General features: G+C 64.5%; 19 protein-coding genes. 9 read left to right on the top strand and 10 right to left on the bottom strand.

Going from position 1 to position 22,827, the window contains the following annotated elements:
• The first annotated feature begins 90 nt into the window (after positions 1 to 90).
• The 3 genes from AC0WRY_RS27635 (at position 91) to ligA (ending at position 5,015) form a co-directional block, all read left to right on the top strand.
• A complete protein-coding gene (locus tag AC0WRY_RS27635; protein WP_491121785.1) occupies positions 91 to 981 on the top strand; it encodes an outer membrane protein assembly factor BamD in 891 nt (296 codons plus the stop codon).
• A 13-nt stretch (positions 982 to 994) separates the two neighbouring features.
• Positions 995 to 2,665, top strand: a complete 1,671-nt coding sequence (gene recN / locus AC0WRY_RS27630) for a DNA repair protein RecN (RefSeq protein WP_491121783.1) — start codon at positions 995 to 997, stop codon at positions 2,663 to 2,665.
• A 196-nt stretch (positions 2,666 to 2,861) separates the two neighbouring features.
• Complete coding sequence (gene ligA / locus AC0WRY_RS27625; RefSeq protein WP_194403920.1) at positions 2,862 to 5,015, top strand: NAD-dependent DNA ligase LigA; 2,154 nt, start codon at positions 2,862 to 2,864, stop codon at positions 5,013 to 5,015.
• A 41-nt stretch (positions 5,016 to 5,056) separates the two neighbouring features.
• Here ligA and AC0WRY_RS27620 read toward each other — a convergent pair whose 3' ends face one another.
• Positions 5,057 to 6,331 carry a multidrug effflux MFS transporter gene (locus tag AC0WRY_RS27620; RefSeq protein ID WP_491121780.1) on the bottom strand — a complete coding sequence of 425 codons (1,275 nt, stop codon included), beginning with the start codon at positions 6,329 to 6,331 and terminating at the stop codon, positions 5,057 to 5,059.
• A gap of 301 nt (positions 6,332 to 6,632) precedes the next feature.
• Complete coding sequence (locus tag AC0WRY_RS27615) at positions 6,633 to 8,462, bottom strand: aminopeptidase P family protein (RefSeq protein ID WP_194403918.1); 1,830 nt, start codon at positions 8,460 to 8,462, stop codon at positions 6,633 to 6,635.
• A gap of 185 nt (positions 8,463 to 8,647) precedes the next feature.
• Here AC0WRY_RS27615 and AC0WRY_RS27610 point away from each other — a divergent pair, with 185 nt between their 5' ends.
• Positions 8,648 to 8,830, top strand: a complete 183-nt coding sequence (locus tag AC0WRY_RS27610; RefSeq protein ID WP_194403917.1) for a hypothetical protein — start codon at positions 8,648 to 8,650, stop codon at positions 8,828 to 8,830.
• 17 nt (positions 8,831 to 8,847) lie between these two features.
• On the opposite strand, the gene AC0WRY_RS27605 is transcribed toward AC0WRY_RS27610, so the two are convergent.
• Both AC0WRY_RS27605 and AC0WRY_RS27600 read right to left on the bottom strand, forming a co-directional pair.
• The gene (locus AC0WRY_RS27605; protein ID WP_194403916.1) at positions 8,848 to 10,029 is read right to left on the bottom strand and encodes a hypothetical protein; all 1,182 of its coding nucleotides are present in this window, start codon (positions 10,027 to 10,029) and stop codon (positions 8,848 to 8,850) included.
• A 102-nt stretch (positions 10,030 to 10,131) separates the two neighbouring features.
• A complete protein-coding gene (locus AC0WRY_RS27600; RefSeq protein ID WP_491121777.1) occupies positions 10,132 to 11,025 on the bottom strand; it encodes a 50S ribosomal protein L11 methyltransferase in 894 nt (297 codons plus the stop codon).
• A gap of 163 nt (positions 11,026 to 11,188) precedes the next feature.
• On the opposite strand from AC0WRY_RS27600, the gene AC0WRY_RS27595 reads away from it, so the two are divergent.
• Positions 11,189 to 11,344: a Flp family type IVb pilin gene (locus AC0WRY_RS27595; protein WP_491123504.1), complete on the top strand. Its 156-nt coding sequence runs from the start codon at positions 11,189 to 11,191 to the stop codon at positions 11,342 to 11,344.
• A 286-nt stretch (positions 11,345 to 11,630) separates the two neighbouring features.
• On the opposite strand, the gene AC0WRY_RS27590 is transcribed toward AC0WRY_RS27595, so the two are convergent.
• Positions 11,631 to 13,241, bottom strand: coding sequence for a phytoene desaturase family protein (locus AC0WRY_RS27590; protein WP_491121775.1), 1,611 nt, complete (start codon positions 13,239 to 13,241; stop codon positions 11,631 to 11,633).
• A 178-nt stretch (positions 13,242 to 13,419) separates the two neighbouring features.
• Between AC0WRY_RS27590 and AC0WRY_RS27585 the strand changes: the two genes are divergently transcribed.
• Complete coding sequence (locus AC0WRY_RS27585; protein ID WP_491121773.1) at positions 13,420 to 15,699, top strand: fused MFS/spermidine synthase; 2,280 nt, start codon at positions 13,420 to 13,422, stop codon at positions 15,697 to 15,699.
• Positions 15,700 to 15,818: 119 nt separating this feature from the next.
• Here the strand turns inward: AC0WRY_RS27585 and AC0WRY_RS27580 are convergent, their stop codons facing one another.
• Entirely contained in the window at positions 15,819 to 16,802 is a 984-nt protein-coding gene (locus tag AC0WRY_RS27580; protein WP_194403911.1) for a glycerophosphodiester phosphodiesterase, read from the bottom strand.
• A gap of 62 nt (positions 16,803 to 16,864) precedes the next feature.
• On the bottom strand, positions 16,865 to 17,662 hold the full coding sequence (locus tag AC0WRY_RS27575) for a L,D-transpeptidase (protein ID WP_194403910.1): 798 nt from the start codon (positions 17,660 to 17,662) through the stop codon (positions 16,865 to 16,867).
• A gap of 314 nt (positions 17,663 to 17,976) precedes the next feature.
• On the opposite strand from AC0WRY_RS27575, the gene AC0WRY_RS27570 reads away from it, so the two are divergent.
• A complete protein-coding gene (locus AC0WRY_RS27570) occupies positions 17,977 to 18,300 on the top strand; it encodes a hypothetical protein (protein ID WP_194403909.1) in 324 nt (107 codons plus the stop codon).
• A 53-nt stretch (positions 18,301 to 18,353) separates the two neighbouring features.
• Here AC0WRY_RS27570 and AC0WRY_RS27565 read toward each other — a convergent pair whose 3' ends face one another.
• Positions 18,354 to 19,115 (bottom strand): ABC transporter permease, encoded by a 762-nt coding sequence (locus AC0WRY_RS27565; RefSeq protein ID WP_194403908.1) that lies wholly within the window; start codon positions 19,113 to 19,115, stop codon positions 18,354 to 18,356.
• Positions 19,112 to 20,035 carry an ABC transporter ATP-binding protein gene (locus AC0WRY_RS27560; protein WP_211416313.1) on the bottom strand — a complete coding sequence of 308 codons (924 nt, stop codon included), beginning with the start codon at positions 20,033 to 20,035 and terminating at the stop codon, positions 19,112 to 19,114. Before AC0WRY_RS27560 ends, AC0WRY_RS27565 begins: the two co-directional genes overlap by 4 nt.
• A 288-nt stretch (positions 20,036 to 20,323) precedes the next feature.
• Between AC0WRY_RS27560 and AC0WRY_RS27555 the strand changes: the two genes are divergently transcribed.
• On the top strand, positions 20,324 to 21,043 hold the full coding sequence (locus AC0WRY_RS27555) for a hypothetical protein (protein ID WP_491121769.1): 720 nt from the start codon (positions 20,324 to 20,326) through the stop codon (positions 21,041 to 21,043).
• Positions 21,044 to 21,131: 88 nt separating this feature from the next.
• Here AC0WRY_RS27555 and AC0WRY_RS27550 read toward each other — a convergent pair whose 3' ends face one another.
• Positions 21,132 to 21,983, bottom strand: a complete 852-nt coding sequence (locus AC0WRY_RS27550) for an alpha/beta fold hydrolase (protein ID WP_491121767.1) — start codon at positions 21,981 to 21,983, stop codon at positions 21,132 to 21,134.
• A gap of 118 nt (positions 21,984 to 22,101) precedes the next feature.
• Between AC0WRY_RS27550 and AC0WRY_RS27545 the strand changes: the two genes are divergently transcribed.
• Positions 22,102 to 22,719: a CGNR zinc finger domain-containing protein gene (locus AC0WRY_RS27545; protein ID WP_491121765.1), complete on the top strand. Its 618-nt coding sequence runs from the start codon at positions 22,102 to 22,104 to the stop codon at positions 22,717 to 22,719.
• Positions 22,720 to 22,827 lie beyond the last annotated feature (108 nt).

Here is a 22,827-nt window from a genome sequence, read left to right as displayed (position 1 = left end):
CGCATGGCAGGCACCACGAACACATTTCGCGCCCATGACGGGGTTCATGGGCTGGCGGGCACCGCTCACAGGGCGTCAGGGCTTAAACTCATGTCGGCACAGCGTACGACGCGCGGATATTTCTCGGTCTCTTTGCGAGCCCGTGGGCCGCTTCAGGCTGTCACCTTCATCCTTCTCGCGCTGCCGCTCGCCGGCTGCGGCACCGGCTCGCTCTGGGACAAGTTCACCGCCAAGGACGACACCTTCGTCGAGGAGCCCGCCGACAAGATCTACAATGAGGGCCTGTACCTCATGAACGAGAAGAAGGACATGAAGGCGGCGAACAAGAAGTTCGAAGAGGTCGACCGCCAGCATCCTTATTCCGAGTGGGCCCGCAAATCGCTGCTGATGTCCGCCTATGCGTCCTATCAGGGCGGAGACTATGACGGCTGCATCGGCGCGGCCACCCGCTACGTCACGCTGCATCCCGGCAGCCCGGACGCGGCCTACGCGCAATATCTGATCGCCGCCTCCCATTACGACCAGATCCCGGACGTCAGCCGCGACCAGGCCCGTACCGAGAAGGCGATCGCCGCGCTGGAAGAAGTAGTGCGCAAATATCCGAACTCGGAATATGCCACCTCGGCCAAGGCCAAGATCGAGGGCGCGCGCGACCAGCTCGCCGGCAAGGAAATGAATACCGGCCGCTATTACGCGCAGAAGCGCGACTACACAGCCGCCATCAACCGCTACAAGACGGTCGTCACGCAGTACCAGACCACCCGCCATGTCGAGGAGGCGCTGTACCGGCTGACCGAAGCCTATATGGCGATCGGCATCGTCGGCGAGGCACAGACCGCGGCGGCCGTGCTTGGCCACAATTTTCCTGACAGCCGCTGGTACAAGGACGCCTATAATCTTGTAAAATCCGGCGGTCTCGAGCCGAGCGAGAATCAGGGGTCCTGGATCAGCAAGACCTTCAAGAAGATGGGCCTCGGCTAGGAAATTTAGTTCCATGCTGGCGCGTCTATCGATCCGTGACATCGTCCTGATCGAACGGCTCGATATCGAATTCGCGACGGGCCTTGCGGTTTTGACCGGCGAGACCGGTGCGGGCAAATCCATCCTGCTCGATGCGTTCGCGTTGGCGCTCGGCGGCCGCGGCGATGCCGGCCTCGTGCGTCACGGCGCGGAGCAGGGGCAGGTCACCGCCGTGTTCGATGTCCCCAAGAATCACCCTGCGGCGAAGGTCCTTGCCGAAAACGGTCTGGACGATACCGGCGAGATGATCCTGCGCCGCGTGCAGCTCGCCGACGGCCGCACCCGCGCCTTCATCAACGACCAGTCGATCAGTGTGCAGACGCTGAAGGCGGTCGGCGCCGCCCTGGTCGAGATCCATGGCCAGCACGACGAGCGCGCGCTGGTCGATGCCGCCACCCATCGCCGCCTGCTCGACGCCTTCGCGGGCCTGGAGAAGGACGTCGCCGCGGTCGAGACGCTCTGGGACGCACGCCGGACCGCCAACACCGCGCTGGAGGAGCATCGCGCCGGCATGGAGCGCGCCGCGCGCGAGGCCGACTATCTGCGCCACGCCTCGGCCGAGCTGAAGCAGCTCGCGCCCAAGGACGGCGAGGAGACCTCGCTCGCCCAGCGCCGCACCACCATGATGCAGGGCGAGAAGATCGCCTCCGATCTGCGCGAGGCGCAGGAGGCGGTCGGCGGCCACCATTCGCCGGTGGCGGCTTTGTCGGCCGCGGTACGCCGGCTGGAGCGCCGAGGCGTCAATTCGCCGGCCCTGGTCGAGCCTGCCGTAAGGGCGATCGACGCCGCGATCAACGCGCTGGAGGAGGCCGACCAGCATCTCCAGGCCGCGCTGGCCGCAACCGATTTCGACCCGGCCGAGCTCGAGCGCATCGAGGAGCGGCTGTTTGCGTTGCGCGCTGCCTCGCGCAAATATTCGACGCCGGTCGACGGGCTCGCAGCGCTCGCCGCCAAATATGCCGCCGACGTCGTGCTGATCGATGCCGGTGCCTCGCGCCTGAAGAAGCTGGAGCAGGCTGCGATCGAGGCCGACGCACACTATGCAGCGGCCGCCAAGAAGCTGTCGGCGGCGCGGCAGAAATCGGCCGAGAAGCTCAACAAGGCCGTCAATGCCGAGCTCGCGCCGCTCAAGCTCGAACGCGCCAAGTTCATGACCCAGGTCGCGACCGACGAGGCCGCGCCGGGCCCGCAGGGCTTCGATCGGGTCGAGTTCTGGGTGCAGACCAATCCGGGCACCAAGCCCGGGCCGATGATGAAGGTCGCCTCCGGCGGCGAGCTGTCGCGCTTCCTGCTCGCGCTCAAGGTCGTGCTGTCCGATCGCGGCTCGGCACCGACGCTGGTGTTCGACGAGATCGACACGGGTGTTGGCGGCGCGGTCGCCGACGCCATCGGCGGGCGCCTGGCGCGGCTCGCCGGCAAGGTCCAGGTGATGGCCGTAACCCACGCCCCGCAGGTCGCCGCCCGGGCCGACCAGCACCTGCTCATCTCCAAGGACGCCCTCGACAAGGGCAAGCGCGTTGCCACCCGCGTCAACGCGCTGGCCGCCGACCACCGCCGCGAGGAAATCGCCCGCATGCTGGCGGGGGCCGAGATCACGGCCGAGGCGCGGGCGGCCGCGGAACGGCTGCTCAAGGCGGCGAGCTAGGTTCGTGTCCCGGACGCGGTGCGGCGCGCAGTGCCGCTCCGCAGAGCCGGGATCCAGAGCGCTGCAAGGTGGCCTCGGCTCAGCAGCGCACCGCACCGGACGATGCTGCGCTTCGCCGGGAACGTTGCGCTGCGTGCGGAGCACGAGATTTCCACACGCCTTTACCCTGCCGCCCGCTCTGTCGTATCCAAGCATCATGGCCAGAGCAGCAAAATCCAAAGCAAAACCGCTTCGCGACGTCGCCGATCTCACCAAGGCCCAGGCCAAGGTCGAGCACATGCGGCTGTCGCTCGAGATCGAGGGGCACAACGAGCGCTACTATCAAGAGGACGCGCCCTCCGTCACCGACGCCGAATACGACGCGTTGCGCCAGCGCTTCAACGCCATCGAGAAGCGGTTTCCGGAATTCGTCACGGCGGACTCGCCCTCGCAGAAGGTCGGCGCGGCGCCGTCCGGCCGCTTCAAGAAGGTCCGGCATTCCGTTCCGATGCTGTCGCTCGACAACGCCTTTGCCGAAGAGGACGTGCGCGACTTCGTCGGCCGCATCGTGCGGTTCCTCAAGCTCGGCGACGACGAGGTCAATTTCTCCGCCGAGCCGAAGATCGACGGCCTGTCGATGTCGCTGCGCTACGAGGGCGGCGAGCTCGTTACCGCGGCGACGCGCGGCGACGGCGCGGTGGGCGAGGATGTTACCGCCAACATTCGTACTCTCGAAGACGTGCCGCAGAAGCTGAAGGGCCGCAACGTCCCCGACATCTGCGAGGTCCGCGGCGAGGTCTACATGACCAAGAAGGCGTTTCTGGCGCTCAATGAGCGGCAGAAGGCGGCGGGCGATACCATCTTCGCCAATCCGCGCAATTCGGCCGCGGGCTCGCTCCGGCAGAAGGACCCGACGATCACGGCCTCGCGTCCCCTCGGCTTTTTCGCCTATGCCTGGGGCGAGATGAGCGCGATGCCGGAAGAGACGCAGACCGGCATGATCCATTGGTTCGAGCGCTGTGGCTTCAAGACCAATCCGCTGACCAAGCTCTGTCACTCGGTCGAGGAGTTGGTCGCGTTCCACCAGAGCATCGAGGAAGAGCGCGCCGAGCTCGACTACGATATCGATGGTGTCGTCTACAAGGTCGACCGCATCGACTGGCAGGAGCGGCTGGGCTTCGTCTCGCGCACGCCGCGCTGGGGCATCGCGCACAAATTCCCGGCCGAGCGCGCCATGACGGTGCTGCGCGACATCGAGATCCAGGTCGGACGCACCGGCTCGTTCACGCCGGTCGGCAAGCTCGAACCGGTCGGTGTCGGCGGCGTGATCGTGCAGAACGTCACGCTTCACAACGAGGACTACATCAAGGGCATCGGCAACAAGGGCGAAGTGCTGCGCGAGGGTCGCGATATCAGGATCGGCGACACCGTCGTGATCCAGCGCGCCGGCGACGTCATTCCGCAGATCGTCGACGTCGTGCTCGACAAGCGGCCGAAGAGTGCCAAGGAGTTTTCCTTCCCGAAGAAATGCCCATGCCCGCTGCACACCGACGTCGTGCGCGGAGAGACGGCCGCCGGCGAAGAGGAATCCCGCGCCCGGTGCAGCGGCGAGTTCGCCTGTCCCTATCAGAAGATCGAGCACTTGAAGCTGTTCGTGTCGCGCCGTGCCTTCGACATCGACGGTCTCGGCGAAAAGCAGCTGCAGTATTTCTTCGATGAAGGCTGGGTCAAGGAGCCCGCCGACATCTTCACGCTGGAGAAGCGCAATTCCAAGCTCAAGCTCGAGGAGATCGAGGGCTACGGTGCGACTTCGGTACGCAATCTGTTCGCAGCCATCGAGAGCCGGCGCAAGATCGCGCTGGAGCGTTTTGTCTATGCGCTCGGCATGCGCCATGTCGGCGAGACCACCGCGCTGGCGCTGGCGCGCGGCTACGGCTCCTGGGATGCCTTCCACGACGCCTGCCTGAAGGTCGCCGACGGCGACGAGGAGGCGATGGCCGACATGGACGCGCTGGACCAGATCGGCGACACCGTGATCAAGAGCATCGCCGATTATTTCGGCGAAAGCCACAATCGCGGCATCGTCGAACGGCTGACCAAGGAGGTCGAGATCGTCGACGCCGAGAAGCCGAAGAGCAATTCGCCCGTCGCCGGCAAGACCGTGGTGTTCACGGGATCGCTGGAGAAGATGACCCGCGACGAGGCCAAGGCCACCGCTGAGCGGCTAGGCGCAAAGGTGTCGGGCTCGGTGTCGAAGAAGACCGATCTCGTCGTCGCCGGCCCCGGCGCGGGCTCGAAGCTCGCGGAGGCCAACAAGCACGGCGTCAAGGTGCTGACCGAGGACGAGTGGCTGAAGTTGATCGGGGAGTGAGGTTTCTTCCCTTCTCCCCCAAGGGGAGAAGGAAGAAAGAGTCACATGATCCCGCTCTCTTCCTCCTCCGCCTGCTCGATCATCGTCTCGCTCACCACCACCTCGCGGCGGGGGACGATGAAGATCATCATGCAGGCACAGAGCAGCGAGACGGCGAGGACGGCCGCGGTCAGTGGCAGCGTCGTGGCTGAATGGCCGCCGAGATAGGCGCCGAATTGCGACATCAGCGCGCCGATCCCCTGTTGCAGAAAGCCCATGGCGCCCGACGCGGCGCCGGCGGCTTCGGGGCGGATGCTGATGGCGCCGGCGGCGGAATTCGACATCACGAAGGCATTGCCGACCATCACGATCATCTGCGTGCCGAACAGCCAGCTTGGCGCCTCGTTCCAGCCGGTGAAGCTCCACACCAGGTTCAGCAGGCTGCCGGCGAGCTGGAGCGCGAGCCCGAACCAGATCAGCTTTTCCAGCGAATGCCGCGGCGCAAAGCGCACGCAGAGCAGATTGCCGACGAGAAATGCAAATCCTGTTGTCGCGAACCAGGCGCCGTATTCGGCGCTGGTTCGGCCCATCTGCGTCACCACGATGTAGGGGCCGCCGCCCGCGAAGGTGAAGATGATCTGCGAGGCCAGCACCTGGCACATCACATAGCCGACGAAGGCGCGGTTTTTGATCAGAATGCCGACGTCGCCGCGGAAGCCGCTGCCGGCCGCGCGGCTGCGGCGCGTCTCGGGCAGCGCGATTGCGATCCCGACGGCGACGATGATCGCGGCGATGGTGATGGCGTAGAAGATCGCGCGCCAGCCGAACGCGGTCTCGATCAGGCCGCCGGTGAGCGGAGAGACCATCTGTCCGATCATCAGCGCCGCGACCACGAGGCTGATCATCGAGGCGACGCGGTCGCGCTCATAGATGTCGCGGATGATGGCGCGGCTCACCACCATGCCGGCGGCGCCGCCCAAGGCCTGAAAGAAGCGGGCTGCGATCAGCTGCGGCAGGGTTTCAGCAAAGATGCAGGCGACGCTCGCCACGACCATCAGCGCCAGCCCTCCGAGCAGCACCGGGCGCCGGCCGAACCGGTCGGACAGCGGCCCCATGATCAGCTGCGACAGCGCGATGCCGACCATGTAGAGCGACACCGTCATCTGTGCGATGGAGATGTCGCTGCCGAAATTCGCCGCCAGCACCGGCAGCGCCGGAACCAGGATGTAGAGCGAGATCGGCGCAATCCCGGTCATCACGACCAGCAACAGCAGCACCCCGCGCGAGGTCGCAAGGTTGGTTGCCGCTTTCGGCGGCTTGCTGATCATGCCGTGCATGCGGGCCCATCTCGTTGCAATTCGAATCGACTGTAGCGCGCTCGCGCAAGACCGATATCGGCGTTTCGGAATGCGGCTATACGGATTCCGGGAGGGTTGTAATTGCAGCGTGATGGCGACCGATTGGGCGCATTGCTAGTGCCAAAAGTTCGGTGTCATTCCCCGCGAAAGCGGGGAATCCAGTGCGCTGCGGCTTATCCGGATACGTTTGCTGTCTCTGGAATACTGGATGCCCCACCTTCGCGGGGCATGACAGCTATCGTTTGGGGAGAGCGTTGCGCTCATCGCGTGGCGGTATGCGCTACGCCTTCAGCTCCGCCGTCGCCTGATCGAGCCAGCCCCGGGTCGCCTCGTCCAGCGCCGGCCGCACCTCGGCTCGGACGCGCGCGTGATAGGCGTTGAGCCAGTCGAGCTCGTCCTTGCTCAGCATCGCGACATCGATCAGCCGGCGGTCGATCGGTGCGAGCGTCAGCGTCTCGAACGCGTTCATCGGCTTTTCGGCGCCCTTGATGTCGGCGGCGACGACGAGTTCGAGGTTCTCGATGCGGATGCCGAAACCGTCGGTCTTGTAATAGCCGGGCTCGTTGGAGAGGATCATGCCGCGCTTCAGCGGCGTGGTGCCGAGCTTCGAAATCCGTGCCGGTCCTTCGTGCACCGAGAGATAGCTGCCGACGCCGTGGCCGGTGCCGTGCTCGAAATCGACGCCGGCAGCCCAGAGATATTGCCGTGCCAGCGTGTCGAGCTGCGCGCCCGTGGTGCCGTCGGGGAAGATCGCACGTGCGATCGCGATATGGCCCCGCAGCACGCGTGTGAAGCGGTCGCGCATCTCGTAGGTCGGCTCGCCGACGGCCATGGTACGCGTGACGTCCGTGGTGCCGTCCTCGTACTGCGCGCCGGAATCGATCAGCAGGAGATCGCCGGACGCGATCCGCCGGTTGCTCTTGCGCGTGACGCGGTAATGCACGATGGCGCCGTTCGGGCCGGTGCCGGAGATGGTCGGAAACGACACGTCCTTCAGTGCGCCGGTGTCGCGGCGGAACGTCTCCAGCGCCTCGACCGCGTCGATCTCGGTGAGCTTGCCGCCTGGCGCTTCTCGGTCGACCCAAGCCAGGAAACGCGCCAGCGCCACGGCGTCGCGCACGTGGGCCGTCTTTGTGCCCTTGATCTCGATCGGGTTCTTGACGGCCTTGAGCAGCGCAATCGGATCGCTGCCGCGCAGCGGTTTGCCGCCCGCGGCCGCGATCAGCCGGCTGAGCGCGTCGGCCGCGGTGGCGCCGTCGAGCGCGATCGACCCGCCGCCCTTGGCGAGCGCCATCAGCGTCGGCGCCATCGCATCGGGCTCGCGCACGTCGGCGGACTGCTCGAGATGGTCGCGCGTGAGGTTTGAGAGCTTGCGGCTATCGATGAAGATGGTGGGACGTCCGTCTTTCGGTACCAGCGCGTAGGACAGCGGCAGCGGCGTATGGGCGACGTCGGCGCCGCGGATGTTGAAGGTCCAGGCGACCGCGTGGCTGTCGGACAGCACCAGCGCGTCGACGCCGAGTTTGCCGATCTCGCTTCTGATCTGCGTCAGCTTCTCGGCTTCCGTGACGCCGGCATGCTGGGGTCCGTGCACGGCGACGGGGGCGAGCGGTGGCTGCGGGCGGTCCTGCCAGATCGCGTCGATCGGATTGCTGTCGACCGCGACCAGCTCGGCACCGGCCTTGGCGCAGGCGGCGGACAGGCGCTCGGCTGCCGCAAAAGTGTGCAGCCACGGATCGAATCCGAGGCGGTCCCCGGCTTTCAGATGCGCCGACACCCAGCTCTCCGGTGGCGGATCGATCAGCGATTCCACGGCCCAGGCCTTTGCATCGACCTGCTTGGCCGCCTGCAGCGTGTAGCGGCCGTCGACGAACAGCGCGGCCTCCTGGGCCAGAACCACCGCGAATCCCGCCGACCCTGTAAATCCGGTCAGCCAGGCCAGCCGTTCTTCCGACGGCGGCACATATTCGTTCTGCTGCTGATCGGCGCGCGGAACGACGAAGCCGGCGAGCTTGCGACGGGCGAGTTCTTCGCGAAGTGCCGCCAGCCGCGCCGCCAATGCGACGCCGGCCTCCGGCTCCTCGAATGTCTGGAAGTGTGCTTCGAACATGGTGGATCACTTTAGGATCATGGGGATCAGTCCGCAATCTCGTCGCATTTGCGTCGCATCTGGCATGGACTGTGCTTGAATGGTTCCATTCGAATGAGTGGAGTAAAGGATGCGGCTGCCGCGCTTCGTCCGGATGACAGGGACATTCTAGCAGGTGGTTCATCTCAACGACGAGGGGACACGTGATGCCAGCGTTCTCGTTTGAAAAGATATCGCCGCCGGCGCGCCGCGGCGTTGCCGCGGCGGCACCGCAGAAGCCGCGCAGCGTCATCAACCAGATGATCGACCGGATCGCCGAGCGCCGCGCCAAGCGCGCTGCCGTGAAATCCAAGAAAAGTCAGCCGATCGGTTCTTCATCTGGTGGTTGAGGTTGTGCCGGCGCGCGTCAACCGCTTTGCTTAGGCGCCGGAGATGAGAAGGCAGAAGCCAACCTGTCCAGGAATGAAAAGAGAAGATCGACACTATAGCCCGCCAAAAACGCCAGCGCTAAGGGCGAAAGAGATTGCAATATTCCGGCTGTTTCAGTGGATTTCGATTCTGAAGTGAACCAGGCGATGGAAAAGCCCGCCACCGCGCCCAAGTAATATCGAAGCTCGTAACGCACAATCGAGTCGCGTGAGAAGGTGTAGCTCCTGACTTCGTCCGCGATCATTCGCACGATGTAGGCGCTTGCGCCGAGCGCGCCGTATAAGATCGGCAAGACGTACTTCAGCAGGGCAGTAAGAACGATTTGAGCCGTTTGAATTTGCTCCGCATTTCCTGGGGTAAAGACCCAAAGAAAGTGATCAGTCTCTTTGATTTCGTCCGCGCGACGTTCTCCGTCCTTTGTGGTTGCCAAGCTCGACTCTGGAAGGGGTGCGCTTTCGCTCTTTGGAATGAGCACCAATTTCAGGACGTTCCAGTTCCTCAATACCTCGAAGTCTGCCCAAGCGCTTATCTTTTCCTGCCATAGCAGGCTGTCCCAGCGGTCAAATACTTGATCCGCTAGAACCTTCTTTGCGGCATAGTCTGGATCCTTGTCGTTCAGAGCTCTCGCCGCTGCCCCCTCTTTGCTGCCCTGCTCGGCGAGGGTTTCGAGTCGTCCCCTGATTTCCTTCAGATCTGTGCAGATCGTGGCGCCCACGAGCCAATAGATTTGAAATACAAGGAGTGCAACGAGCGTGACCATCGTTCGAATTCGATAGCTGCTCGCCGCTCGTGCGGCGGCGCTCTTTCCGTCGGCGGAATTCGTTGACTTGATCGTTTCCAAGGTGACTGGAGAGATAGCCTTGGAAATCGCAGACGCCGCGGTCCAGAAAGTGGCTTCTTGCTCAGGCGTGATTGAATTTCCCGCGCTATGCGCCAGAATGATGGCCTGTACGTCGGCGCTGTTCAACGAAGTGCCGGTCCGTGAGGCATACGCCAATAGTTGCGCGGCATCGTCGATGGCAAGCCTTACGATCTCATCGTACTTCTTGTTGTTGGCGCTGGTATCTGCTCCGCTCGGCGTCGGAGAGCGTCTCGACCAAATGAAAAGCGATGCAACGACTACCGCTCCAATCGCCAGCAATATGATGCTCTGGGTCATCCGCGATCACCCTGAAAATGGCAGAATTCAAATCAATTTGAAGCGTAATGTACCTCATCATTCGGCTTGCGCAACTAGAGCTAGAAGGTGGGCGCGGTACGACTAGGTTCTGTAAGTGCGTCGCAACAACAGACTGCTCCACCCCTCGATTCGCAGATGCTTCAGCGGCACGAGCCCGCGCGCGCGGTAGGCGGCGATCACGGCGGGGGCCTGGTGCGTCAGCAGGCCGGAGAGGATGACGCGTCCGCCGGGCGCGAGATGCCGCGCCATCGGGCCCGCCAATTGCCGCAAGGGGTTGGCAAGGATGTTGGCCAGCACCAGGTCGAACGGACCGGCCCGTCCGAAATCCGGCGCGGCGAATCCGGTGGCGCGGATCACCCGCACATGGGTGCCGGCTTCATTCAGCATCGCATTTTCGGCTGCCACCCGCACCGACGGCGGGTCGATGTCGGAGGCGAGCACGTGGCGATGCAGCGCTTTCGCCGCGGCAATGGCCAGCACGCCGGTCCCGGTGCCGAGGTCGAGCAGGTTCCTCGGACGGGAACTTTTCAGGACATGGTCAAGCAGCAGTAAACAGCCGCGCGTCGTGCCGTGGTGGCCGGTGCCGAAGGCGAGCGCCGCCTCGATCTCGATGGCGAGCTTGTTCGGCGCCACCCGGTCGCGGTCGTGGCTGCCGTGCACGACGAAGCGGCCGGCCGGCACCGGGACCAGGTCTTCCAGGCTGGCCTTGACCCAGTCCTTGGCCTCGATCGTGTCGAAGACAAGCGTCGCGGCAATCTCATTTCCTGCTGAATTCACAATGAGTTCGCGCAGCCAAGCCTGATCGGGCGCCTCGGCGAAATGAAGCGTGACGTCCCATTGTCCGTCCGGCCGCTCGAACGCCGCGACCGCCGCGTCGCCCTCGAAAAACACCTCGGTGAGCACGTCGACGACGCGCCTCGCGTCGGCCTCGCTGCCGATCGAAAAGCTGGCGCGATGGGTTGGAGAAGGCTGCATTCAGGGTTCCATTGGGTTCAATTTTTGGAACTTTTGTCGGCGATTTTCCGCGAAAGTTGCGGTTCCCGGGTTAACCGGGTCGAAGGTCGCGCCCCGTACATTTTCGGATGTCGAATTCAGACAGCGCAATTTGAAATTGAAACGGAGGCGAGTCTTGAAGAGCATGATTTTGAAGTTCTGGTCGGATGAGTCCGGTGCGACGGCGATCGAATACGGTCTGATTGCCGCGGGCATCGCCCTGGCGATCATCACCGTGGTGAACAGCCTGGGTAGCACCATGAACGACAAGTTCACGTCGATTAACACCTCCTTGAAGTAAATTCCGCCTCCATTTCCCAGCGGGGGCTGTTTTTCTTCTAAGGCTATTCCTGATCACCGCCCGCGAGGGGAATTCCCCCTTGCGGGCGATGTCGTTTTTGGCCAGCGCTTTCGATGACTCACAGGTTGTCCGCTGCTTATCCGGGACGCTATCCACCCGCTTTTCCCGCAATTGTTCCTGCGCTCTTCCACCGTGTTTTCCCCGGGCTCGTCACGAGGTTCTGGCCCACGCATCCGCAGCCTCTCCACAGCCCTGCCAACAGGCTGTCCACAGGCAATCCACAGGCCTATCCACGGCTTCCGAACAGCGACCGGTGATCCCTCAGGATCGCCTGCGCCGCATTGTGGCCGGGCGCTCCGGTGACGCCGCCGCCGGGATGGGCGCCGGAGCCGCAATGGTAGAGGCCCTTCAACGGTCCACGATAATCGGCATGGCCCAGCATCGGCCGTGCCGAGAACAGCTGATTCAAGGTCAGCGCGCCGTGGAAGATGTCGCCGCCGAGAAGTCCGAACTGCCGTTCGAGGTCGAGCGGGGACAGGACCTGGCGGCCCAGCACGCTCGCCGCAAAACCCGGCGCGTAGCTGTCCACCGTCGCGATCATGAGATCGGCGACCTCGTCGCGATGGTCATCCCACGATTTTCCATCCGGAAGCTCCGGCGCGACGTGCTGGCAGAACAGGCTCGCGACGTGCCGTCCCGCGGGCGCCAGCGTGTCGTCGAGCGTGGAGGGGATCAGCATCTCGACGACGGGCGAGCGGCTCCAGCCTTCCGCCCGCGCGTCGAGATAGGCGCGGTCCATATAGTCGAGGCTCGGCGCCAGGATGATGCCGGACGAGAGATGGTCGCCTTCGCCCGGCAGCGCCGTGAAGGAGGGCAGGCGGTCCAGCGCCACGTTCATGCGGAAGGTGCCGGAGCCGTTCTTCCAGTGCCGGATGCGGGCGAGGAAGTCCGCAGGCAGCGCCTCGGCCGCGATCAGGCGCGTGTAGAGCAGCTTTGGATTGACGTTGGCCGCGACATATTTCGCGCGGATCGTCTCGCCGTTCTCCAGCACGATGCCGACCGCGCGGTCGCGCTCGACGATCACCTCGCGCACGCGGGCATCCGTGTCGATCACGACGCCGCGCTCGCGCGCCGCGCGCGCCATCGCCTGCGTGATCGCGCCCATGCCGCCGATGGCATGACCCCAGACACCCTTCTTGCCGTTCACCTCGCCGAAGGCGTGATGCAGCATCACATAGGCCGAGCCGGCGGCGTAGGGGCTGGCATAGTTGCCGACGATGGCATCGAAGCCGAACAGCGCCTTGACCAGATCATGCTCGAAGCGCTCGTCCAGCATCTCGCCGGCCGAGCGGGTGAAGAGATCGAGCAGGCTGCGGCTCTGCTCCAGCGTGAGGCCGCGCAGGATATTGGCAGTCTTCCAGGCGTTGACGCCTTCGCGGATGGCCGCGGTGCCAAAGCCGTCGACGAGGTTCGGCGGCGCCCGCAGCACGAACTGCCTGAGCACGTCGGCGATGTCTTCCAGCTCGCGTGAAAACCCGTCGAGCGCGCCTGCGTCATGCGCACTCAACCGCTCGACCGATGCCTTCGTCCGGCCCTCGCCGGTGAGGAGATAGCTGCCGTCGGGCGCGGGCAGGAAGTTCTGGGCACGCCGTTCGACGATGCGCAGGCCCTGTTCAGTGAGCTTGAGATCGCGGATCACCTGCGGATTGAGCAGGCTCACGGTATAGGCCGCGACCGAATTGCGGAATCCCGGGTGAAACTCCTCCGTGACCGCGGCACCCCCGACGACCTTGCGGCGCTCGACCACGCGCACGCGCAGGCCCGCCATTGCGAGATAGGCCGCGCAGGTGAGGCCGTTATGGCCAGCGCCGATGATGACGACGTCGGTTTCGGTCATGAGAGATTCAAATTGTTCCACCGTCATTCCGGGATGGTCCGAAGGACCAGACCCGGAATGACATCTCTATATCAAGCAATCCTCGCTGCAACATCACGCGCCCCTTTATTGCCCGTTCAGGCGCCTTGTGCTCCATTGCGCGCGTCCGGCGCCCGCCGGGTCTTGAGCCGGAGCTTCCATGGATTCGATCGTGCAACCCGCCGCCACGGAGCAGCCGTCCGCCTCGCGCAACCGGCTGCTGCTGACGGTCTACACCGCTGCGATCTTCGTCAGCGCGCTGCTGCTGTTCTCGGTGCAGCCGCTGTTCACGAAGATGGTGCTGCCGCGGCTCGGCGGCTCGCCGGCGGTGTGGTCGGTGGCGATGGTGTTCTTTCAGTCGCTGCTGCTGGCGGGCTATGCCTATGCGCATCTGTTGATGCAGGCGAGGAGCCGCGTCGTTCCGGTGGCCGTGCATTTGGTGCTGCTGATCGCGGCCTTTGCCACGCTGCCTCTCGGTATCGCCTCGGCCTATGGCGAGCCGCCGGCGTCCGGTTATGCGTTCTGGCTGCTCGGCCTGTTCGTGGTCTCGATCGGCCTGCCGTTCTTTGCGCTCGCCGCCAACAATCCGCTGTTGCAGGCCTGGTTCGTCCGCACCGGCCATCCGGCCGGACATGACCCCTATTTCCTCTATGCCTCCTCCAACATCGGCAGCTTCCTCGCGCTGCTGTCCTACCCGTTCCTGCTGGAGCCGGCGTTCACACTGCACACGCAGAACCGGCTCTGGACCGCCGGTTATGGCGTCCTGATTCTCCTGATCGCCGCCTGCGGTGCGCTGTTGTTGCGCTCGCCGAAGCTGGCGGTGGTCGACCCGAAAACCGAGGACATCAATGCGCCAGCGCCGGCGTTCCTGACGCGGCTGCGCTGGATCTTCCTGGCCGCGGTGCCGTCGGGTCTGCTCATCGCCGTCACCGCGCACATCTCGACCGACGTTGCGGCGGCGCCGCTGCTGTGGGTGCTGCCGCTGTCGCTGTATCTGCTCACCTGGGTCGTGGTGTTCCAGTCGCGGCCGCTGCTGCCGCACAAATGGATGCTGATGCTGCAGCCGGTCGCGATCGCAGGCGTCGTCGTCCTGCTCGCCTTCGGCGGCGAGCAGAATCTGCTGCTGACGCTCGGCGGCCATCAATTGTGCTTCTTCGTCATCGCCATGGCCTGCCACGGCGAGCTGGCACGGACCCGCCCCGCAGCCAAATATCTCACCGGCTTCTATGTCGCGCTGTCGTTCGGCGGCATGGTCGGCGGGCTCTTTGCCGGCCTCGTCGCGCCCTTCACCTTCTCCTGGATCGCCGAATATCCGATCCTGGTCGCGCTTGCTGCGCTGTGCCGGCCGGCCGCAAACGAGCGGTTTGCCGGTGTCGTCAAATGGTATTGGCTGGGGCTCGCCGCGCTTGCGATCGCGCTCGTCGCGCCGTCGTACGCCAGCGGGAATCTCTCGACCTGGTTCGAGGATCACCGCGTCTGGGTCGCTGGCGGCGTCGGCGTGCTTGCCGCGCTGCTTGCGCTGGCGCTCAATGCCGGACGCTGGAAGATCTTTGCCACCGTCGTGCTCGCGCTGGCGTTGATCCGCGTCTATCCCGCGGACGAGGGCCGCGTCACGACGGTGCGCAGCTTCTTCGGCGTGCACAAGATCGTGGTGACGCCCGGCGGCTATTTCCATGTGCTGATGCACGGCACCACCATCCATGGCGCCGAGCGCTTCCGCAATAATGACGGCACGCCGGTCGCGGGCCGCCCCGAGCCGATCACCTATTACCACAAGGACGGCGGCATCGGTCAGGCCGTCAGCGCGATCCGCGAACGCAAGGGCACGCCGCTCAAGGTCGCCGCGATCGGCGTCGGCTCCGGCACGCTCGCGTGTGCCGCAGTGCCTGGCGAGGACTGGAAATTCTTCGAGATCGACCAGTCGATGGTGGATGCGGCGCGTGACCCCAAGAATTTCCGCTACATCTCGAGCTGCATGCCGGACATGAAGCCGGTGATCGGCGATGCGCGGCTCACCTTTGCCAAGGAGCCCGACGGCGCCTACGACCTCATCATCGTCGATGCCTATTCGTCGGATGCGATCCCGATTCATCTCGCCACCGAAGAGGCGATGAAGATCTATAAGGACAAGCTCGCGCCGCATGGCGCCGTGGTGATGCACGTCTCCAACCGGCATCTCGATCTCGAGACCGTCGTGGTCGGCATTGCGGATGCCAACGATCTCAAGAGCTGGGTCTTCAACGAGGATTCCGGGCGGGATGGTGACTACATCTTCTCCACCGACGTCGTCATCTCCGCGCGGGAGGAAGCAGATATCGGCCGGCTTGCCTCATCCAAGTCCTGGGAGCAGACCGAAGCCGACGACAGGGTGCGGGTCTGGACGGACGACTATTCCAACATCCTGGGCGCGCTGTACCGGCGCTTGCGGGACGGGGAGTAGGGCCACTTCGTAACTTCGTAGCCCGGATGGAGCGAAGCGTAATCCGGGGCCGCTCGTGCGTGGTGGGCACTTCTCCCGGATTGCGCTTCGCTTCATCCGGGCTACAAGGCGAGAGGCTTCTACGGCTCGACCGGCGTCCCCGCCGGCAGCGCAATTCCCTTCTCGCCCGCCACCTGTCGCAGCAGATCCGGGCGATCCGAGATGATCCCGTCGACGCCGAGCTCGATCATCCGCGCCATGTCCTCACGCTTGTTGACCGTCCACACCACCACGCGCAATCCGAGCGCTCGAGCTTCGGAAACGAGCGCAGCGGTGACATCGCCGAAATAGGGCGACCAGATCGCGCCGCCTGCTGCCTTGATCGTCCGCGGCAGCGAGCCGCCGTGATCGGCCGGGCTGAAGCCAGCGGTCCAGTTCGTCGCCTTGTCCAGCGCCACCGTCTGCCCCGAGCCGCGCTGGAGCGTCAGGTACACCGTCGGGATCTTCGGTGCCTGCTGCTGGACGAGCTGCAAGGTCCTCCAGTCGAAGGACTGGATCATGACCCTGTCGGAAAACGCCTCGGACCGGATCAGCCCAAGCAGCTTCGTGACAAAGGCTTGCGGATCGAGCGTGTCGTCCGGATGGTTCGGGTCGATCTTGGTCTCGATGTTGAATCGCACCCGCGCGTTGCCGGATTTCCGCACCAGCGCGAACAGCTCGCCCAGCGTCGGAATGCGCGTCCCCGGCATGGCGCGCTGGTCGGGGAATTGCTTCGCATAGTTGCTGTCCGGCCGGATCTGGCCGACGTCGTAGGTCTTGACCTCCTCCAGCCGCAGCTTCACGAAAGGCGTGCCGGGCGCGGGAATATACGCGCCGTCGGCGTTGCGCGTGAGATCAGGATTGAGCCCGCGCTCATGCGACACGATGATCTCGCCGTCCGCGGTCACCCCGGCGTCGAGCTCCAGCGTGTCGACGCCCATCGACAACGCGTTGGCGAAGGCCGGCAGGGTGTTTTCCGGCAACAGCGCCCGCCCGCCGCGATGCGCCTCGAGATCAAACGCCATGGCCCGCCCCATGATCAGAACTGAGAGCACGGTCAGAATCGTCGTGGCACGTGACGGCATGGTGCCTCGAATAGCTATCGCTTGTTAGCGCTGACCACCGACGGCGGTGAGAAGCGACCGCTTCAATTCTGGTAGTAATAGCCGCGCGGCTGATAAACCTGCCGGGGTTGCGGCTGATAATAATAGCCCTGCTGGCCGTAGCCCTGATTGTAATATTGCTGCGGCTGCTGCTGATAGACCTGCGCGTCATAGAGCGGGCGGGTGGCCGAACGCGGCGCCGGATAGCGCGCGCCGGTGTCGCTGCCGTCCGCGGGATAGATGTAGTTGTCGTCCTGCGGCATGTAGCGGCGCGCGGGCTGCGCCGGCGGCGTCAGGTTCACGGGATCGCCTGTGGTAGCGACTTGCTCTTCGACGGGCTGCTGGGGAGCGCGGGCCACCGCAGCATTGGCGCGGCCGCGCGGATTGCGCGCCAGCGCCACCTGGGCCGAGCCGGTCAGCGTCACCGTGGTGTTGAGCACGCCCTGCTGCTGCACCAGCGCATAGAGCGTCGAGGCGTTCTGGCGCGACAGCCGGACGCAACCATGGGAGGCGGGCGAGCCGAGACGGCCGACGGAATCCGTGCCGTGGATGGCGTGACCGACCTTGGTGAAGAAGATCGCGTGCGGCATCGGCGCGTCGTCGAACTCCTTGGAGTAGTGATCCTCTTCCATGCGGAAGGTGCGGAACGCGCCGTTCGGCGTCTCGCGCGAGGGGATGCCGGTCGACACCGGCCAGTGATAGCGCGCGACGCCGTCGACCGCGACGGTCATCTGCTGATTGTCCTTGTCGACGGTGATCTCGACCTTGGCCTGCGCGGTGCCCGCGCTCAAAAGCATCAGGGAGGTGAAAGCAATGAAAAATGAACGCATCTGGAAACGCATTTGAATCCTGGCCTCCGGCCTCTTCTCGCTAGCCGCCGCGGCTCTCCGTCCCCGGCGTGCAATATGCCTGCAATCCGGCTTTCGTTCCAGCGGCCTGCTCAGCCATCGTTAACGTGACGTCGGGCGTAAGCAAGGCCGCTTTGTGCCGCGCGGCTGCCGGCGCTGCTGACATTTTCGCGAGCTGACGCGCGTTCACAACGCCGACAATTCGTCACAAAGGCGCAACCATCCGGCTGCCCCGGGCGTTGAGCACCACCACCCTCGACAGGCGGCGTCCGCCGCCGCTACCTCTTTTATTTCCCCTGGGGTCGAACATGAACAAAGCCCGTATCTCCGCCGCAGCGCTCCCGGCCGGCTTGCCCGTCCGCCTGCTGTTCGCCGCAGCCAGCCTGCTTGCGCTGCTGGCCTTGCCGCACGCCGGCCACGCTCAGGGCATCGTGCGCGGTGCGCAGGAAGGCTCCTATGAAGGCAACCGGATTGCCGGTCCCGTTGGAGGCGTGGTTGGTGGCGCAGTCGGGGCCGGTGTTGGAGGCGCCGTGGGCGCGGTGGAGGGCGTGTTCGGCATTCCCCACCGTCATTACCGCCACCGCTGCCGCGGATATTACGACGGGTATCACCACTTCCACTGTTACAGGTGACTGCCGCCGACGTCATTCCGGGGCGCACGCATCGCGTGCCCCGGAACGACAAATCAATTCTTCAGCCGATAACCCGTGCGGAAGATCCACCAGATCACGACCAGGCAGATCACCAGGAACGCCAGCGTCATGCCGATGCTGACGGAGATGCTGACGTCCGCGATCTCGTAAAAGCTCCAGCGGAAGCCGGAGATCAGATAGACGACCGGGTTGAGCAGCGCCACCGTGCGCCAGGTGGGCGGCAGCATGTCGATGGAATAGAAGCTGCCGCCGAGGAAGGTCAGCGGCGTCACCACCAGCATCGGGATCATCTGCAGCTTCTCGAAGCCGTCGGCCCAGATGCCGATGATGAAGCCGAACAGGCTGAACGTCACCGCCGTCAGCACCAGGAAGGCCAGCATCCAGATGGGATGATGGATATGCAGCGGCACGAACAGCCCGGCTGTGGCCAGGATGATCAGGCCCAGAATGATCGACTTGGTCGCGGCGGCGCCGACATAGCCCAGCACGATCTCGAAGTAGGAAATCGGTGCCGACAGGATCTCGTAGATCGTGCCGGTGAACTTCGGGAAGTAGATGCCGAACGAGGCGTTGGCGATGCTCTGCGTCAGCACGGAGAGCATGATCAGGCCCGGCACGATGAAGGTGCCGTAGCTGACGCCCTCGACCTGGCTGATGCGCGAGCCGATCGCGGCGCCGAACACCACGAAATACAGCGAGGTGGAAACCACCGGCGAGACGATGCTTTGCAGCAGCGTGCGCCAGGTGCGTGCCATTTCGAACAGATAGATGGCGCGGATGGCGCGGTGATTCATGACGTCCTCACGAGGTCGACGAAGATGTCCTCGAGCGACGATTGCGTCGTGTCGAGATCGTTGAAGCGGATGCCGGCGGTGCGGAGATCGCCGAGCAGGCTGGTGATGCCGGTGCGCTCGCCCTTGGTGTCGTAGTCGTAGACCAGCGTTGCGCCGTTGTCGCAGAGCTCGAGCTCGTAATGATGAAGGCTTTCCGGGAGTGCGGCGATCTTGCCCTGCAGATGCAGCGTCAGCCGCTTCTTGCCGAGCTTCTGCATCAAGGTCGCCTTGTCCTCGACCAGCACGATCTCGCCCTTGTTGATGACGCCGATGCGGTCGGCCATCTCCTCGGCTTCCTCGATGTAATGCGTGGTGAGGATGATGGTGACGCCGGATTGCTGAAGCGTGCGCACGACCTCCCACATGCCCTTGCGCAGCTCGACGTCGACGCCGGCGGTGGGCTCGTCCAGGAACAGGATCTGCGGCTCGTGCGATAGCGCCTTGGCGATCATCACGCGGCGCTTCATGCCGCCGGAGAGCGTGATGATCTTGTTGTCCTTCTTGTCCCACAGCGAGAGGTCCTTCAGCACCTTCTCGATATGCGCAGGGTTCTTCGGCTTGCCGAACAGTCCGCGGGAGAAGCTCACCGTCGCCCACACGCTCTCGAAAGCATCGGTGTGCAATTCCTGCGGCACAAGGCCGATCAGCGAGCGTGCCTTGCGGTAGGAGGTCTGGATGTCCTCGCCACCGACCAGGACGCGTCCCTCGCTCGGATTGGCGATGCCGCAGATGATGGAGATCAGCGTGGTCTTGCCCGCGCCGTTCGGGCCGAGCAGCGCGAAGATTTCGCCACGCTTGATATCGAGATTGACGTTCTTGAGCGCCTTGAAGCCGGACCCATAGGTCTTCGACAAATTGGCGACGGAAATGATGGAGGACATGATGGCCGCGAGGATGAGGGGCAAGGGCTGGGGAGGGGGAGGCTGGCCTCTGCCGGGAGGGCGGGTCAGCGGAGCCCTGAGATAGGAATGCCATTGCCCGGCCGCAATCGGCTGGAGAAAAATGGTCTCAAAACAGGCTCTTCGGTGGCAGGTTCCAGGCAAGTGTTGCGCGATGGTCACGGGCTGTGGCTAAGATTGCCGTTCACGCGGCTCTTTGTTGCGTCTGCGAGCAGGCCATGGCTACGATTCCGGCCAATCGCAAAGCGTATGTCCCCAGGGAAAACATCGATGAGACCGAACGGCCGTCACACCGCCGGCGCCAGCCAATTGTCCGCCCTCCGCGTCTGGGCGATGGGCCTGCTCCTGCTGTCAGCTGTTGCCATGAGTCCGGTCCCCGCCAACGCGGCACCGAGCCAGGCCCAGGCCGCGACCACGCATGTCTACCTGCTCCGCGGCGTGCTCAACATCTTCTCGCTCGGGCTCGACACGATCGGCGCCCGGCTGCAGGCACAAGGCGTCCCGGTCACCGTCGCCAACTTCGTGTCCTGGTCCTCGCTCGCCGACGAAGCCGCGACCGCCTACAAGGCCGGCCGCCTCAAGACCATCATCCTGGTCGGCCATTCCTCCGGCGCCACGGCGCTGCCCGACATGATCGCCAAGCTCAACCAGCTCGGCGTGCCCGTGAAGCTCGCGATCGGTCTCGACTCCGTGTTCAAGACCAGGCTCTCGACCGGCGCGGAGCGCTACATCAACATCTATATCGGCGACGGTCCCGGTGAGCCGGTGCGGGCCGCGCAGGGCCTGCGCGGCAAGCTCGACAATGTCGACGTGCGCGGCACCGGCGTCGGCCACATCTCGATCGACAAGAACGAAGCGATCCAGCGCCGCGTCATCGCCGAGATCGACGCCGCCATCATGCGCTCGCGCGCTCCGGCAGCCCCGATCGCCGAACGCGGCGCACCGCGGCAGGCCCGTTCGGCGGCGGCGACGGCCCCGGCAAGGAACTGAGCGGTTCTGCGCGACGGATTTCGTCGCGCATGACTATCTCGATAATGCCGACACGCGCGAAGCTATCGCGCGGTCGTGCCTACCGCCGTCATTTCAAGAATGCACGGATGCTCTCCGCGATCTCCTTCGCATGCGTCTCCAGCGCAAAATGGCCGGTGTCGAAGAACTGCACCACCGCGTTGGGATTGTCGCGCTTGAACGCCTCGGCGCCGGGCGGAATGAAGAAGGGATCGTTTCTGCCCCACACCGCCAGGAACGGCGGCTTATGCGTGCGGAAGTAGCTCTGGAAGAGCGGGTAGAGCGCGACGTTGCTCTTGTAGTCGCCGAACAAGTCGAGCTGCACGTCATCCGAGCCCGGGCGCGCCAGGTAGAAATTGTCGAGGTTCTGGCCGTCCGGCGACACCAGGGTCGCGTCAGGGACGCCGTGCGTATATTGCCAGCGCGTCGCCTCCGGCGTGAGGAAGGCGCGTAGCGCCTCGCGGTTTGCAGCGGAGGGATCCTGCCAATAGGCCTTGATCGGGGTCCAGCCATCGCTGAGGCCGTCCTCATAGGCGTTGCCGTTCTGCGAGATGATCGCCCTGATCCGCTCGGGATGGCTGAGCGCCAGCCGAAAGCCCGTCGGCGCGCCATAGTCGAACACGTAGACGGCAAAGCGATCGAAGCCGATCACCTCGGTGAAGCGCTCGATCACATGGGCGACGTTGTCGAAATTGTAGACGAAGTTTTCGCGCGGCGGCATGTCCGATTGGCCGAAGCCGGGAAGGTCCGGCGCCACGATGTGAAACCTGTCCGCCAGCAGCGGGATCAAGTCGCGGAACATGTGGCCGGCGCTTGGGAAGCCGTGCAGGAGCAGCAGCTTCGGCGCGCCCTTGGGCCCGGCCTCGCGATAGAACACCTTGAAACCATCGACATCGGCGGTGCGATAGGTGGTCGGGGTCATAGCCATCTCCATTGAATAACCTGTTGAGTTCTGTATTGAGGGTTACGTACTCTCGAGTAACTTGTCAATCGTGCCTTAACAGGTTACATATTTGTGAACCTTGTTTCTGGGACCGCTCATGGACAGACCGCCCGCGATGTTCATCGCCGACTCGCTCGGCCTCGATTTCCTCAATTCGGTGGCGACGCCGGTCGATACGCCCGTCGACTGGCTCGGGGACGGCGATGGCCTGATCGACTGGCTGGCCCAGGCGAAGCTGGTGCCGGCGGAGGAGCTGGACGAACTGAGGGTGCGCGCGAAGCCGGGCGAGCTCGACAAGGTCGCTGATCAGGCCCGTGCCCTGCGCGAGTGGTTTCGCGGCTTCGTGCGCAAGCATGCCGGTCGGCCGTTGACTGCGAATGCACTGCGCGAGCTCGGCCCGCTCAACAGCTTGCTTGAGCGCGACGACATGTTCAGGCGGATCGAGCCTGGGCCGGGCGATGACAGCGTTCTCGCGCTACGAATGAAGCGCCGCTGGCGGTCGCCGGACTCCCTGCTGCTGCCTATCGGCGAGGCAATGGCAAAGTTCGTCTGCGACGAGGATTTTTCCGACGTGAAGGCATGCGAGGGCCATAACTGCATGATGCTGTTCGCCGACCACACCCGCAGGCGGGCACGGCGATGGTGCATCATGTCGGTCTGCGGCAATCGCGCCAAGCAGGCCGCGCATCGCAGCCGGCTCAGGAACAGACAGTGACCGCGCCGAGAAAGTCCCCGTTATGAGATCACGGGTCTTTGATAGGCGCGTGCCCCAGTTCCTGCGCCCCAAAATTCACCAAATCGGTGGTCACTAAGCCCCAAGGGG

It is taken from the genome of Bradyrhizobium sp. T-12, assembly GCF_058314695.1.
The sequence above is the reverse complement of the archived record's forward strand: the minus strand, read 5'-3'. Positions and strand labels throughout refer to the sequence as shown.

What these genes read in the sequence shown, in the direction of transcription:
- AC0WRY_RS27615 (WP_194403918.1), bottom strand. Translation starts at nt 8,462, where the DNA reads ATGTTCGAAGCACACTTCCAGACATTCGAGGAGCCGGAGGCCGGCGTC.
- AC0WRY_RS27545 (WP_491121765.1), top strand. Translation starts at nt 22,102, where the DNA reads ATGGACAGACCGCCCGCGATGTTCATCGCCGACTCGCTCGGCCTCGAT.
- AC0WRY_RS27635 (WP_491121785.1), top strand. Translation starts at nt 91, where the DNA reads ATGTCGGCACAGCGTACGACGCGCGGATATTTCTCGGTCTCTTTGCGA.
- AC0WRY_RS27555 (WP_491121769.1), top strand. Translation starts at nt 20,324, where the DNA reads ATGAGACCGAACGGCCGTCACACCGCCGGCGCCAGCCAATTGTCCGCC.
- AC0WRY_RS27580 (WP_194403911.1), bottom strand. Translation starts at nt 16,802, where the DNA reads ATGCCGTCACGTGCCACGACGATTCTGACCGTGCTCTCAGTTCTGATC.
- recN (WP_491121783.1), top strand. Translation starts at nt 995, where the DNA reads ATGCTGGCGCGTCTATCGATCCGTGACATCGTCCTGATCGAACGGCTC.
- AC0WRY_RS27570 (WP_194403909.1), top strand. Translation starts at nt 17,977, where the DNA reads ATGAACAAAGCCCGTATCTCCGCCGCAGCGCTCCCGGCCGGCTTGCCC.
- ligA (WP_194403920.1), top strand. Translation starts at nt 2,862, where the DNA reads ATGGCCAGAGCAGCAAAATCCAAAGCAAAACCGCTTCGCGACGTCGCC.
- AC0WRY_RS27585 (WP_491121773.1), top strand. Translation starts at nt 13,420, where the DNA reads ATGGATTCGATCGTGCAACCCGCCGCCACGGAGCAGCCGTCCGCCTCG.
- AC0WRY_RS27575 (WP_194403910.1), bottom strand. Translation starts at nt 17,662, where the DNA reads ATGCGTTTCCAGATGCGTTCATTTTTCATTGCTTTCACCTCCCTGATG.
- AC0WRY_RS27610 (WP_194403917.1), top strand. Translation starts at nt 8,648, where the DNA reads ATGCCAGCGTTCTCGTTTGAAAAGATATCGCCGCCGGCGCGCCGCGGC.
- AC0WRY_RS27565 (WP_194403908.1), bottom strand. Translation starts at nt 19,115, where the DNA reads ATGAATCACCGCGCCATCCGCGCCATCTATCTGTTCGAAATGGCACGC.
- AC0WRY_RS27590 (WP_491121775.1), bottom strand. Translation starts at nt 13,241, where the DNA reads ATGACCGAAACCGACGTCGTCATCATCGGCGCTGGCCATAACGGCCTC.
- AC0WRY_RS27600 (WP_491121777.1), bottom strand. Translation starts at nt 11,025, where the DNA reads ATGCAGCCTTCTCCAACCCATCGCGCCAGCTTTTCGATCGGCAGCGAG.
- AC0WRY_RS27605 (WP_194403916.1), bottom strand. Translation starts at nt 10,029, where the DNA reads ATGACCCAGAGCATCATATTGCTGGCGATTGGAGCGGTAGTCGTTGCA.
- AC0WRY_RS27550 (WP_491121767.1), bottom strand. Translation starts at nt 21,983, where the DNA reads ATGACCCCGACCACCTATCGCACCGCCGATGTCGATGGTTTCAAGGTG.
- AC0WRY_RS27595 (WP_491123504.1), top strand. Translation starts at nt 11,189, where the DNA reads ATGATTTTGAAGTTCTGGTCGGATGAGTCCGGTGCGACGGCGATCGAA.
- AC0WRY_RS27560 (WP_211416313.1), bottom strand. Translation starts at nt 20,035, where the DNA reads ATGTCCTCCATCATTTCCGTCGCCAATTTGTCGAAGACCTATGGGTCC.
- AC0WRY_RS27620 (WP_491121780.1), bottom strand. Translation starts at nt 6,331, where the DNA reads ATGCACGGCATGATCAGCAAGCCGCCGAAAGCGGCAACCAACCTTGCG.